Annotated in this window: 11 protein-coding genes; 7 read left to right on the top strand and 4 right to left on the bottom strand. The window is 68.0% G+C overall.

Going from position 1 to position 12,636, the window contains the following annotated elements; all coding sequences use genetic code 11:
* Positions 1 to 21 precede the first annotated feature (21 nt).
* Positions 22 to 600 (top strand): TRAP transporter small permease subunit, encoded by a 579-nt coding sequence (locus Q0C38_RS02105; RefSeq protein ID WP_291295400.1) that lies wholly within the window; start codon positions 22 to 24, stop codon positions 598 to 600.
* Between the two features lie 13 nt (positions 601 to 613).
* Complete coding sequence (locus Q0C38_RS02100; protein ID WP_291295399.1) at positions 614 to 1,900, top strand: TRAP transporter large permease; 1,287 nt, start codon at positions 614 to 616, stop codon at positions 1,898 to 1,900.
* A gap of 168 nt (positions 1,901 to 2,068) precedes the next feature.
* Here the strand turns inward: Q0C38_RS02100 and Q0C38_RS02095 are convergent, their stop codons facing one another.
* Positions 2,069 to 4,153 (bottom strand): hydantoinase/oxoprolinase family protein, encoded by a 2,085-nt coding sequence (locus Q0C38_RS02095; protein ID WP_291295398.1) that lies wholly within the window; start codon positions 4,151 to 4,153, stop codon positions 2,069 to 2,071.
* 5 nt (positions 4,154 to 4,158) lie between these two features.
* Entirely contained in the window at positions 4,159 to 5,943 is a 1,785-nt protein-coding gene (locus Q0C38_RS02090) for a hydantoinase B/oxoprolinase family protein (protein WP_291295397.1), read from the bottom strand.
* 109 nt (positions 5,944 to 6,052) lie between these two features.
* On the opposite strand from Q0C38_RS02090, the gene Q0C38_RS02085 reads away from it, so the two are divergent.
* Positions 6,053 to 7,399, top strand: coding sequence for an MmgE/PrpD family protein (locus Q0C38_RS02085; protein ID WP_291295396.1), 1,347 nt, complete (start codon positions 6,053 to 6,055; stop codon positions 7,397 to 7,399).
* 96 nt (positions 7,400 to 7,495) lie between these two features.
* Here Q0C38_RS02085 and Q0C38_RS02080 read toward each other — a convergent pair whose 3' ends face one another.
* Both Q0C38_RS02080 and Q0C38_RS02075 read right to left on the bottom strand, forming a co-directional pair.
* Complete coding sequence (locus Q0C38_RS02080) at positions 7,496 to 7,795, bottom strand: UxaA family hydrolase (protein WP_291295395.1); 300 nt, start codon at positions 7,793 to 7,795, stop codon at positions 7,496 to 7,498.
* A gap of 113 nt (positions 7,796 to 7,908) precedes the next feature.
* Positions 7,909 to 8,640, bottom strand: a complete 732-nt coding sequence (locus Q0C38_RS02075; RefSeq protein WP_291295394.1) for a GntR family transcriptional regulator — start codon at positions 8,638 to 8,640, stop codon at positions 7,909 to 7,911.
* A gap of 227 nt (positions 8,641 to 8,867) precedes the next feature.
* Here Q0C38_RS02075 and Q0C38_RS02070 point away from each other — a divergent pair, with 227 nt between their 5' ends.
* Genes Q0C38_RS02070 through Q0C38_RS02055 form a run of 4 tightly spaced genes read left to right on the top strand, consistent with a single transcriptional unit; the run spans position 8,868 to position 12,635 of the window.
* Positions 8,868 to 9,860: a 2-hydroxyacid dehydrogenase gene (locus Q0C38_RS02070; RefSeq protein WP_291295393.1), complete on the top strand. Its 993-nt coding sequence runs from the start codon at positions 8,868 to 8,870 to the stop codon at positions 9,858 to 9,860.
* Entirely contained in the window at positions 9,857 to 11,047 is a 1,191-nt protein-coding gene (locus tag Q0C38_RS02065) for an enolase C-terminal domain-like protein (RefSeq protein ID WP_291295392.1), read from the top strand. Before Q0C38_RS02070 ends, Q0C38_RS02065 begins: the two co-directional genes overlap by 4 nt.
* Before the next feature lie 5 nt (positions 11,048 to 11,052).
* Entirely contained in the window at positions 11,053 to 12,195 is a 1,143-nt protein-coding gene (locus tag Q0C38_RS02060; protein WP_291295635.1) for a maleylacetate reductase, read from the top strand.
* Entirely contained in the window at positions 12,192 to 12,635 is a 444-nt protein-coding gene (locus Q0C38_RS02055; protein ID WP_291295391.1) for a tripartite tricarboxylate transporter TctB family protein, read from the top strand. The genes Q0C38_RS02060 and Q0C38_RS02055 overlap by 4 nt, the downstream gene beginning before the upstream one ends.
* Position 12,636 lies beyond the last annotated feature (1 nt).

Here is a 12,636-nt window from a genome sequence, read left to right as displayed (position 1 = left end):
CTGCCGGTCCGGCGCATGCGGGTGTCCTGCGTGATGAGCGTATTGGCCTTGGTGGCCCGGTCAGGTCTCTGGTTCGGCGGAGGGCTGATCCTGCTCTCCGCCATCCTGATCGGCATCGACGTCTTCCTGCGCAAGGTGTTCGTGATCTCGATCGGCGGTGGTGATGAGCTCGCGGGCTATGCGCTGGCGATCGGCACCGCTTGGGCGCTCGCGGCGACGCTACTCGACCGGGCGCATATCCGGATCGACAGCCTCTACATGCTCCTGCCAGGCAGCATCCGGATCGTTCTTGACCTCGCCGGGCTCGTGCTGCTGGTCGGCTTCTTCGCTCTGGTGTTCTGGCACGGGCTCGGTGTGTTGGAGCAGTCCTGGACGTCGAACTCGCGCAGCCAGTCAGCCCTCGAAACGCCACTGATCGTGCCGCAGGCGATCTGGCTGCTGGGGCTTGCCTTGTTCATCCTTGTCGGTGTGGCGCTGTGCATCGCCGCGTTGGCGCGGCTGGCACGGGGCGACCGGGCCGGCATGGCTGAGCTGATCGGCACGCGCTCCGCGGCGGATGAGGTCGCCGAAGAGGTCCGCGCCATGGAGAGGCGGCGATGACGGCCCCACGGCGATGATCCCCACCACCATCCTGATCCTGCTCGGGTTGCTTGGCGCGGGTATCCCGGTCGCCGCCGCGCTCGGCGTGCTCGCCCTCAGCCTTGGCGAGATGTACGGCCGCTTCCCGCTGCACCTGGCGATGGGCGAGCTTGCGTGGTCGACCTCGAACTCGTTCCTGCTGGTCGCGATCCCGTTCTTCGTGCTGCTCGGCGAGATCCTGCTGCGCTCGGGCGCGGCGGAGCGGATGTACGCGGCACTGGTGCAGTGGCTGCCCTGGCTGCCGGGGGGGCTGATGCACTCGAACATTGCGGCCTGCGCGCTGTTCGCCGCCACCTCCGGCTCGAGTGTCGCCACCGCCGCGACGATCGGCACGGTTGCCATCGGCGAGGTCGAGCGGCGCGGCTACAACGAGCGGCTGTTCCTCGGCACGATTGCCGCCGGCGGCACGCTCGGCATCCTCATTCCGCCTTCGATCAACATGATCGTCTACGGCGTGCTGACCGAAACTTCGATCCCGTCTCTCTACCTCGCAGGGTTGATTCCCGGGGTCGCACTCGCCGTCCTGTTCAGCCTGACGGTCATAATCATCTGCCTGGTGCGCCCGGGGCTGGATGGCGAGCGGATCCCGACGGATTGGGAAGGGCGCATGCGCTCGCTGCCCGATCTGCTGCCACCGTTGTTCATTTTCGTTGCCGTGGTCGGCTCGATCTATGCCGGGCTTGCCACCGCAACGGAGTCGGCAGCGCTCGGTGTGATCGCTGCGCTCGTGGTCGCGGCGGCGAAGCGGCGGCTGACATGGATGGTGCTGCGCGAGTCACTCGAAGGAACGATGCGCACCACCGCGATGATCATGGCGATCCTGATCGCGGCCTACTTCCTGAACTTCGTCATCACCTCGATCGGGCTGACGGCGATCGTCAACCGCTCCATCACCGCTCTCGGGCTTGGGCCGTTCGAGCTCCTGCTTGTCGTGATCGCGTTCTACCTCGTGCTCGGCATGTTCATGGAGACGCTGTCGATGATGGTGGCGACCGTGCCGATCATCGTGCCGGTGCTTGTCCGAGCTGGGTACGATCCTGTCTGGCTCGGCGTGCTGATCGTGCTGCTGATGGAAACGGCGATGATCACGCCGCCGGTCGGGATCAACCTCTACGTCGTCCAGGGGCTGCGCAAGCGCGGCCGGATCGACGACGTCATCATCGGCGCCGCACCCTTCGTGCTGACGCTGCTCGCCATGATCGCGATCCTGGTCATCTGGCCCGACATCGCGCTGTGGCTGCCGCGCACGGCGCGCGGCTAGAGCAGCGCCCGATCTGATCGAACCGGAACCGGTTCGATCAGATCTGGCTAAGCTGCTCTACTCATTGATGTTTCTAGAGCACGTTCCGATCGATTGATTCCAATCGATCGGAACGTGCTCTAGAGCTGCGCCCGATCGGTCCGCAGCCAACCCGGCGGAACGCCGGGCCTACCGTTCGATCACGATGTTGCCGCCGTCATCGAGGCGTGCGTGCCAGCCCGGCAGCACCACGCATGTCGCGTCGTACTCCTCGATGATCACCGGCCCGACCCGGTGCGTGGCCAGATCGGCCCGGCTCAGCACAGGTGTCTCAATCCAGCCGACGTCAGGGCCGAAATAGGCGCGGCGTGGCGGCGGCGCTGCCCCGCTGCGCGCCGGGGTGGTGTGCTCGGGCAGAGCGCCGTGCGCGCGAAGCCCGCGCCCGACGACCTGAATCGACACGAGCTCGACCGGTTCATCCGGGCCGGCGCGGTGACCATAGGTGCGCTCGTGCTCCACGCCGAAGGCCTCGTCGAGGGCGCGTAGCGAAGCAGCGTCGAGCGGCCCGTCGGGAACGGGCACGGTGAGGTCGAAACTCTGGCCGTGGTAGTGCAGCGCCGCCGCGCGCGTGACCTCGGCTGAGGGGCCGGAAAACCCTTCCACGCCGAGCTGGGCGAGCGCCTGGCCGGCGAGCGCGTCCCACGCGGCGTTGAGCTCGGCAAGATCAACCGTCCGCGTCAGGCGGCGGAAGCTGCGTGCGTAATGGTGCTCGGTGTCGGCGTAGAGGAGGCCGAAGGAGGAGAACAGGCCCGGCGAGGGCGGCACGACAACGCGCCGCATGCCGAGTGATTCCGCCATGCCGCAGGCGAATAACGGGCCGTTGCCGCCGAAGGCGAACAGCGCGAAGCCGCGTGGATCGCGCCCGCGCTCGGTCGAGACGGCGCGAATGGCGCGGATCATGTTTGAAGCCGCGATCAGATGCGCCCCATGCGCCGCGCGTGCGAGCTCAAGCCCGAGGGGGCGCGCAACCTTCTGCTCGAACACCTCGGCCGCCCGCGCGGCGTTCAGCGCCACCGCCCCGCCAACGAGGTGGCGTGGATTGATGAAGCCGAGGATCACGTTCGCATCCGTGATCGTCGGCTCGGCGCCGCCACGATCGTAGCAGACCGGCCCTGGCATCGCCCCCGCACTCTCAGGGCCGACCTGAACGCCGCCGGCCGCATTCACGCGCACGAGCGAGCCGCCCCCGGCGCCGACCTCGGCGAGGTCGATCGCGGGCACCTTCAGGAGATAGCCAGCCCCCGTCAGCAGGCGTGACCCGACCATGATGCCAGCGCCAACCGAATACTCGGCCGCGCGCGCGACATGCCCGCCTTCCACGGTCGCTGCCTTCGCGGTGGTGCCGCCCATGTCGAAGGTGATGACGTCGGGCAGGTTCTTCGCCCTCGCGAGCGCCTGCGCGCCGATCACGCCGCCGGCGGGGCCTGACTCGATGATATGCATCGGCTTGGCGGCGGCGGCTTCGGACGCCATCAACCCGCCATTCGACTGCATCAGCAGCAGCCGCGCCGTCACGCCCGCATTGTCGAGGCCTTCGCGCAGCGCGCGGAGGTAACGCGTGACGATCGGCATGACATAGGCGTTGATCACTGTCGTCGAGGTGCGCTCGTACTCCTTGATCTCGGGCTGCACCTCGGAGGAGATCGAGAGTGGCAGGTCGGGGGCGAGGCGGCGCACGATCGAAGCGATCATCGCTTCATGCGCCGGGTTGGCGTAGGCGTGCAGCAGGCACACCGCGATCGCTTCGACGCCGTCGTCGATCAGCGCGCGCACGACCGTTTCCGCCTCTGCCGGATCGAGTGGCCGTTCGATCTGTCCGCGCGCATCGACACGTTCGTCAACGACGCGGCGCAGGTGGCGTTCGACGAGTGGCGGTGGCTTTTCCCACGCCATGTCGTAGAGGCGCGGCATGCGCAGGGTGCGGATTTCCAGCACGTCGCGGAAGCCGCGGGTGGTGATCAGCCCCGTGCGCGCCCCCTTGTGCTCGAGGATGGCGTTTGAGGCCACGGTGGTGCCGTGGCGGATCTCCTCGATCGCGCCGGCCACGATGCCGGTCTCGGCGAAGAGTTCGCTCAGGCCCTCGACGATCGCGCGTGCATAGTCACCCACGCTGGAGGGGATCTTCTTCGTGTGCACGGTGCCGTCCGAGCCGAGCAGCACGATGTCGGTGAAGGTGCCGCCGATGTCGACACCGATGCGCCAGGTGGTTGTCATGCGCGTTACTCCGCGGCCTGGGGCATGGGGTCTGTCCGGAGCACCTTGGGTGGTTCGTGCCAGCCGCGCCGCGCGCGATGTTCCGCCCGCATGCGCGCCGTGGCCGCGACGTCGACCGCACCGGCGGTGATCACGACGCCATAGTCGGCAGCGGCCTTCGTGACCGAAAGCAGCTCGTTGCGCACATCGCGCAGCACCTGTGCGGGATCGCGCTCCAGCGGATCGCCCCAGCCGCCGCCGCCCGCGAGCACGTGGCGGAACACCTCGCCGTGTCGGATCGTCATCGTGACCTTCGAGGGCAGGGGGCGGTTCTCGCTGTCCGGGTTCAGCGTATTCTGGGAGGGCGCGCCTGGGCTGCCACCGTAGAGGCCGAACGGCCGGTGCACGTGCCGGTCGGACCGGACCTGCAACGTTCCTTCCTCCTCGAGGAACCGGTAGTCGCGGCGGAAGGGCACGCCGCCGCGGAACTTGCCGGATCCCGCCTTGTCGGCGACGAACTCGTAGGCGAGGAGCTGGATCGGCTGCTCGACTTCGGTGACCTCGACGGAGTGCGAGGCCATGTTCGCGAACATGTGGCTGTTTCCGTCCAGCCCGTCCGCCCAGGGCCGTGCGCCCCAGGCGCCGCAGGTGAAGTCGACATAGATGAAGGGCTGGCGCGTGGCGTCCCACCCGCCGATCGAGATGCCGGTGTTGCCGCCGTCGCCGGCGGCGAACACGCGCTCGGGCAGCATCATGGCGAGCGCGCCGAACATGCAGTCGGTCATGCGGAAGCCGGTCAGCCCGCGCGCTGCACAGGCAGCGGGCAGCACGCCGTTGCCCACCGTGCCGGGAGGGCAGATCACCTCGATCGCGCGGAAAACGCCCTCGTTGTTCGGAATGCCCCCCGGCAGCACCGAGCGAATGGCGGTGTAGGACGCAGCCTTGGTGAAGGAGAGGGTGTTGTTGATCGCGCCCTTCACCTGCGGGTTCGTACCGGTCCAATCCACCACCATGTGTCCGCCGCGTTTCCTGAGCGTGACGAAAAGGCGGATCGGCTTGCCGACATCGACGCCATCATCGTCGATCCAGTCCTCGAACGACCATTCGCCGTCCGGCAGGTCGGCCAGCGCGGCGCGCGTCAGCCGCTCGGCGTAGTCGATCACCTCCTCCATGTAGAAGGCGGTGGTATCGGCACCGTATCGGCCGACCAGGTCGGCGAGCTGGGTCTCGGCGATGTGACAGGCGGCGAGTTGTGCGCGCAGGTCACCGAACAGCCGCACGGGCAGGCGCACGTTCTTCTCGATGATCGCCATCAGCGTCTCGTTGCGCACGCCGCGGTCGTAGAGCTTGAGCGGCGGAATCCGCAGCCCCTCGGCGTAGATCTCGGTGGAGTCCGACGCGTTCGAGCCAGCGACGCGGCCGCCCACATCGGTGTGGTGGCAGACGGTGGCGGCGAAGGCCAGCCGCCTGCCGTCGACGTACAACGGCTTGAACACGAAGATGTCCGGAAGATGCATGCCGCCGTCGAAGGGGTCGTTCAGCGCGTAGACGTCGCCCTCGTTCATCGTGTCGCCGAAGTGCCGCATGATGCTGTCGAGCGCAGTCGGGATCGAGCCGAGATGCCCGGGCAGCGTCAGCCCCTGCGCCACGAGGCGGCCGTTCGCGTCCGCGATGGCGGTCGAGTAGTCCATGTTGTCCTTCAGGACGCCCGAATAGGTCGTGCGGAACACCGTCAGTGCCATCTCGTCGGCAATCGAGAAGATCGCGTTCCGGAACAGCTCGAAGGCGATCGGATCGTGGCTTGTGGACATCGCGTGCGGTGCCTCTCGTGCGGTCGTTGCGCGAGTGTCGACGCTATATCCAGTTGCCGCAAGGCGGTTGCGGATTGACCGATCGCCGACGCGGCATCAGCATCCGCGCATGATGCCGGATGCTGAAGCCGCGCTGCTGCGGCATGTGCTCGAGACACCCGAGGCCGCAATCCCCGCGGCCGCGCGCGCTGCAGCCCGTGTGTTCATGCTCGATACGCTCGCGGTTGGCGTGGCGGGCACCGCGCATGACGACCAGCCTGGCGTGCTCGCGGCAGCCCGCTGCTGGGGCGAGGGCACGGCGGCCGCGGTGTGGGGCGATACCGTGCGCCTGCCGGCCGCGCAGGCCGCCTTCGTGAACGCCTTCCAGGCGCATGCGCTGGAGTTCGACGCGATCCATGAAGCCGCGATCGTGCATGCCGTGACGCCGACGCTTGCCGCGGCACTTGCCGAAGCGGAACGGCTCGGCGGCGTCAGCGGCACGCGGCTCGTCTCCGCCGTCGTGTTCGGCCTCGACCTTGCCTGCACCATCGGTGCGGCCGCGCGTGGGCCAATGCGCTTCTTCCGCCCGGCCACCGCGGGGATGTTCGGCGCCTATGGTGCTGTGGCGCGGCTGCGCGGCTTCGATCTCGCGCGCGGTGCTGGCGGAGCGGGGCTGCTGCTTGGCCAGATCCCCGGAACGATGCAGGCCCATCACGAAGGCGGGATGGCGCTTGCGGTGCAGATGGGCTTCGCCGCTGCCGCCGGGATCCGCGCCGCTGACCTGGTCGACGCCGGCGCACGCGGGCCGTCAGCGTGGCTGACCGGCGCGTCGGGCTTCCTGCCGATGACCGAGCCCGCCCATGATCTCGCCCCTGGCCTCGCCGGGCTCGGGCGGAGCTGGCAGGTCGAGGCGGTGTCGCACAAGCCATTCCCCTCGGGGCGGCTGACGCATCCGGTGATCGACGGGTTGCAGCGCCTGTTGGGGCACGAAGCGATCGTTCCCGAAACGATCCGCGAGATCAGGCTCCATCTGCCACCGCTTGCGATGCGCCTCGTCGGCCGCCCCTTGCGCGGTGACCTGACGCCGAACTACGCCCGCCTCTGCCTGCCCTTCGTTGCTGCGACCACGCTTCGCTTCGGCACTGTCACGCTCGCTGACTTTACCCCCGCGCGCTTGGCCGACCCCGAGACGCTCGCGCTCGCCGCCAGGGTGACGATGGTGGAAGTCGACAACCCTGACCCCAACGCCGTGGTGCCTCAGACGATCGAGGTCGTGCATGGCCCGACGGCGCGGGTAACGGTCACGCACACGCTCGGCAGCCCCGCCAATCCGCTGACGAGCGAGGCGCGTGTCGACAAAGCGGCGGCGTGCCTTGCTGCCGGGCGGAACCCCCGCGCGGATGCCGCCGCCCTCGTCGCCGCCGTTGAGGCGCTCGACGATGCACCCAATCTTGCAGGCTTGATGCGCGCGGTGTGAGGGCCGCCGCGCACGGCGGCCCTCATGCGGTTGTTCAGGCGCTTTCGGAGTGGCGGGTGAGGGAGAACTCGCGGAAGCCGAGGATCTCGGCTGCGGTCAGTTCGCCATCGGCGGTCCTGACGATGAGGCCGCGCAGAGCGTGACCATCTCCGCTGCCGCTGAGGAGCTGTCCATGAACCACAGGCCCGGCTGCGTCGGCAGCTCGGCCTTGTCGATCACGCCATCGACCAAGCACTTCTTCCCGATCTTCTGGATGTTGCCGAGCGCTTTCTCCTCGATCGTGGTGAGCCCACCCTCGATGTTGCCCTTGGTCGGCTGGCTCTCGGAGAGGTCGGAGCTCCGTCGTGTCGCCGAACACCAGCGTGTTGCCGTTCTCCCAGAGCTTGTCGAACGCATTGCCGACGGTGGGGCAGGAAGCGAGGCCCGACCAAAGACGGGGGCAGGTGCAAGCAGGCCGGAAACTCCACCCTCCGGCGCTCCAACGAACGGGCTCGGAGCACACAGAAATCTCATCCGTTCGTTTGGCGTTCCAATCCGACCCGATGCAGGCGCCTCAACCCACCTTCAAGATGCGTCCGGATCGCAGCTTCCGCCGCATCGCCGTCACCTTCACGGAAGGCCGCCAGTATCTTCTCGTGCTCCAACAGCACCTCCTCGGCCGGTGACCCGTCAGTCGAACGGGTGATATAGAGACGCGACTGGAGCAGGATCGGATGCAGATTTGCATAGATTGCGATCGTCGCCGGATTGCCGGAACTCGTTACGATCGCCCGGTGGAAGCGCGAGTCCTCCTGGATGAAGCGCCTATACTCGCGATAGCGCGTGCCGAGCTTCTTGGTGCGGGCCATCGCGTCGAACGCGCTTTCCATTGCCTTCAGCACGTCCGGCAGCCGCTTCGGTGCACCGACGCATCCGCAGTGTCCCTCGACCAGGATGCGGAACCTGAGCAGGCCGCGCAGATACTCTGGGTCGGGAGGCGGCGCCACCGAGTAGCCCGCATAGACCTCGGAGACGACTAGCTTCTCGCTCTCCAGCCTCGCCAGCGCCTCGCGGACCGGTGACGAGGACACGGCGAGCTCGCGGCAGAGGAAGTCCATCGTGAGCCGCTCGCCTGGCGCGAGGGTCTGATCGAGGATGCGCTCCTTGATGTCCTCATAGACACGCTCGGCGATCGTCGTCCTCGGCACCGATCTGCTGCCGGGGCGGACCACGCGCCGCTTCTGCTCTGTGTTGCCCCCCATTGATCCCCGCGTTCCCTGTCTGGGGCGCTGCCGATGACTGAAGGAAACCCATCCATCGCGAGTGTGTCAATGCCAGCTTGCCAAGGATCGTACATTATGCACAATTCACTGCCAAGCTCAGTGCGCAATCGTTCAATGGACTGAAACAGAATGAAAAATCATGGGTTGGCAGGGGATAAACGTCACTTGTTGTTGCGCCATCGAGTCTTTTCTCCAGGGATTTTCCGATGAGGGTCCACCTGCTCGGCGACACTGCCCGGCAGGCCGATCGGCTGCGCACCCTGCTCGGCGAGGAATTCGTCGTGACGGCACTGCCGCGCGAGGCGGCATCGAGCCCGGCGCATGATTCCGAGATCGCGTCCGACGATGTCGTCATCGCGCTGCGGTTCTCGAGAAGCGGCGGCGCGGCGCCGCGCTTCCGGCTGCTGCATGCGCCGGGCGCTGGCCTCGACGGCATCTCGATGGATCAGCTCGCGCCCGAGACAGCCGTGTGCAACGTGTTCGAGCACGAGGCGCCGATCGCCGAGTTCGTGCTGTGGGCCATGCTGCGCTGGGAAATCCGGCCAGAGGCCATGCGCTTCACCGCCGAGACCTGGGCGGACGCCTACCGGACGCGCGCGCCGCATGGCGAGCTTCTCGGCAAGACCGTCGGCATCATCGGCTTCGGTCGGATCGGCCAGGCGGTGGCGCAGCGCGCGCGAGCCTTCGGCATGCGCGTTGCGACGCTCGACCGTTCGCCTGGCGCGGCCGGCGCGCTCGCCGACCTCCTGGTCCCCCGCACCGAATTGCCGGCCCTGCTCGGCGCGAGTGATTATGTGGTGATCTGCGCACCGCTTACGCCCGATACCACCGGCATGGTCGGCGCGGCGGAGTTTCGCGCGATGAAGCCGACGGGCGTGCTGATCAACATCGCGCGGGCGGAGATCGTCCAGGAGGAGGATCTCTACGTCGCGCTGCGCGACGGCGTGATCGGCGGCGCCTATCTCGATGTCTGGTACGCCTATCCCAACGGCACGGAGGACCGCCCACCGCCCTCCCGCTTTCCGTTCCTTGATCTCCCGAATGTCGTCGCCACGCCGCACTCCTCGGCATGGACGACCGCGCTGCCCGGGCGCCGCTACCGCGTCATCGCCGAGAACATCCGGCGCCTGCGCGACGGGCTTCCCCTTCTGAACGTCGTGCGTGCCGCGCGGTCTCCGCGGGCAGTGGAGGCGACATGAGCGTGACCCATCCGATCCGCATCACGGGAATCGAAACGCGCGTGGTGAACGCGCAGATGCGCAACTGGCTCTTCGTCAAGGTTCTGACCGACCAGGACGGGCTGTGGGGCTGGGGCGAGGCGAGCCTCAACTGGAAGACGCGCGCGGTGGTCGGCGCGATCGAGGACCTCTCGCCGCTCGTGGTCGGCCGCGACCCGCGCGACATCGAGCAGATCGTCCGAGTGCTCAACAAGCACAGCTACTACCGTCTCGGCATCATCGGCGCGACGGCGATCTCGGGCATCGAGCACGCGCTGTGGGACATCTTCGGCAAGAGCGTCGGGCTCCCGGTGTGGCGCCTGATCGGTGGCCAGGTGCGCGACAAGGTTCGCCTCTACACCCATCTCGGCCTCGGCGACATGAAGTCCGTCTACGAGACGTTCGACGAAGGCGCTCTCAGGGAACTCGCGCTCAGGGTCGTCGCCAAAGGCTATGACGCGATGAAGGTCGTGTTCATTCCCTACACGCACTATACGGCCGACCTTCCCTCGCGCCGACACGTGGGCCGGATGATGCGGGTGTTGCGCGAGACCGTGGGCGATGCCGTCGACATCATGATCGACTTCCACGGCAGGCCCGCCTCCATCTCGGCGGCGCTGCAGTTCATCGACGAGGTTTCGCCCTACGCGCCGATGTTCTGCGAGGAGCCCGTCCAGCCTGGCGACACGGAGGCCATGCGGATGGTGACCGAGCGGGCCGGCTGCCCGATTGCCTCGGGCGAGAGGCTCGTAGGCTTCAAGGAGTTCGAGCCGCTGTTCCAGGCCAAGGCGCTGCATATCGTTCAGCCCGACCTCAACCACACCGGTGGAATCCTCGAGGGCAAGCGCATCGCCGCCGCCGCGGAGCAGGCCTTAATGGGCGTCGCGCCGCACAACCCGAACGGGCCGATCGCTGGTGCCGCGGCGCTGCACTTCGCGGTCTCCACGCCGAACTTCGTGATCCAGGAGGAGATGAGCGGGGCCGTGCCCTGGTACGACGACGTCGTTCGCACGCCGATGCGGCGCAGCGGAAGCTTCTGGGAGGTGCCTACGGCGCCCGGCCTCGGCGTCGACATCAATGAGACCGAGGCAGCCAAGCATCCCTTCGAGCAGGAGGTCATCCACACCAGCAATGCCGTCCTGCCCGACGGCACCGTCGTGGACTGGTGAGCGTGATGGCAGGGCAATCGGTCACGACGCGTCACGGCTTTCTCGCTCGCGCCAGCTTCGGTCGGGCACGCGCCTTCAGCCTTCCCGGTGGCGTCTACAACGCCACCCCGCCGCGGATCGAGTTCGGCGCCGGCGCGCTCGAGGAGATCGCGCGCGTTCTCGCCGACGTCGGCGCGAAGAGCGCGCTGGTGGTCTCAACGCCCGGGCGGGCAGGACTTGCCGAGCGCGTCGCCACGCTGCTCGGCCCGGCCTGCGCCGGAATCCTCCCCGAGGCGATCTCCCAGGTCCCGATCGAGTCAGCGCACAGGGGACAGGAACTGTTTCGGCGGAGCGGGGCTGAGGCAATCGTCAGCGTTGGCGGCGGTGCCTCGATCGGGCTCGGCAAGGGCATCGCGCTCGGGGTCAAGGCACCGGTCATCGCGATCCCGACCACCTACTCGGGTTCGGAGATGACCGGCTTCTGCGGCATCACCATCGACGGGGTGAAGCGCATGCATGTGAACCTCGCGATGCTCGCAAGCTGCGTCATCTACGATCCGACGCTCAGCATCACGCTGCCGCCGGAGGTTTCGGCGGCGAGCGCCTTCAATGCCCTCGCCCACTGCGTCGATGTGGTCTATGTGCCGACAGCGAGCCCGCTCGTCATCGCCGCGGCCCATGAAGGTGCGAAGGCGATCGCCGGGGCACTGCCGCGCGTGATCGCCGCGCCCGATGACCTCGACGCTCGCGCCGATCTTCTCTACGGCGGCATGCTGGGTGGCGCCGCGCTGACCGGTGGCTTCGCGCTCCAGCACGGGCTTGCACACACGCTCGGCGGAAGCTTCGGCGTCGCGCACGGCCACTCGCACGCCATCATTCTCCCGCATGTCGCCGCGTACAACGCGCGGTTCGCGCCTGACCAGCTCGGCCGCCTGGCGGCCGATCTCGGCGGCACCGAGCTTGGAGCGATCCTGTTCGACCTGCTCGCAGCCGTCGGGCTTCCCACCTCGCTGCGCGCCGTCGGGCTCGACGACAGCATCATCGACCGCGCCATCGCGATCACGCTCGAGACCGACAACGGCCTCAATCCGGGGCCAGTCACGGAGTCCGGCCTGCGCGCGATCCTCGAGGCGGCGCTGGACGGTCGCCGGCCCGGAGCGGTGGCGTGATTGTCGAACGGCTCATCTGCCTCGTCTGGATCCTCATCGGCGGCGCGGCTGCGTCGATGGCCTGGTCGATGCGGCTCTTTGGTTCCCACGGGCCCGACAGCGGCCTGTTTCCCTTCGTCGCCGCGCTGCTGCTTGGCCTCTGCGGCGTGGCGCTGCTTCTGTCGCCCCGCCACCATGCCCGCACCATCGGCTGGCCGCCGCGTACAGGCGTCATCCGGATCGGCGGCGTGATCGTCGGCCTCGCCGTGATGACGCTGGCGCTTCCCCACGCCGGCTTCGCCGCGTCCGGCTTCGTCACCATGCTGATCCTGCTCAGGGCGGTGGAACGCGCCGGCTGGGTCCAGACGCTTCTGCTCGCGAGCGTCTCGGTTGCTGCCGTGATGCTGCTGTTCGGCCTGCTGCTCGGCATGCCGTTGCCGCGGGGCCCGTGGGGCGTCTGAC

The organism is Elioraea sp. (assembly GCF_022842375.1).
In the GTDB taxonomy this organism is placed as follows: Bacteria; Pseudomonadota; Alphaproteobacteria; order Acetobacterales; family Acetobacteraceae; genus Elioraea_A.
Note: the sequence above shows the minus strand (reverse complement) of the source record. Positions and strands in the feature narration are given on the sequence as shown.

Excerpts from the sequence above, each read along its gene's own strand:
- Q0C38_RS02065 (WP_291295392.1), top strand. The coding sequence starts at position 9,857 with ATGAGCGTGACCCATCCGATCCGCATCACGGGAATCGAAACGCGCGTG.
- Q0C38_RS02090 (WP_291295397.1), bottom strand. The coding sequence starts at position 5,943 with ATGTCCACAAGCCACGATCCGATCGCCTTCGAGCTGTTCCGGAACGCG.
- Q0C38_RS02060 (WP_291295635.1), top strand. The coding sequence starts at position 11,053 with ATGGCAGGGCAATCGGTCACGACGCGTCACGGCTTTCTCGCTCGCGCC.
- Q0C38_RS02095 (WP_291295398.1), bottom strand. The coding sequence starts at position 4,153 with ATGACAACCACCTGGCGCATCGGTGTCGACATCGGCGGCACCTTCACC.
- Q0C38_RS02075 (WP_291295394.1), bottom strand. The coding sequence starts at position 8,640 with ATGGGGGGCAACACAGAGCAGAAGCGGCGCGTGGTCCGCCCCGGCAGC.
- Q0C38_RS02080 (WP_291295395.1), bottom strand. The coding sequence starts at position 7,795 with ATGCGTTCGACAAGCTCTGGGAGAACGGCAACACGCTGGTGTTCGGCG.
- Q0C38_RS02100 (WP_291295399.1), top strand. The coding sequence starts at position 614 with ATGATCCCCACCACCATCCTGATCCTGCTCGGGTTGCTTGGCGCGGGT.
- Q0C38_RS02070 (WP_291295393.1), top strand. The coding sequence starts at position 8,868 with ATGAGGGTCCACCTGCTCGGCGACACTGCCCGGCAGGCCGATCGGCTG.
- Q0C38_RS02085 (WP_291295396.1), top strand. The coding sequence starts at position 6,053 with ATGATGCCGGATGCTGAAGCCGCGCTGCTGCGGCATGTGCTCGAGACA.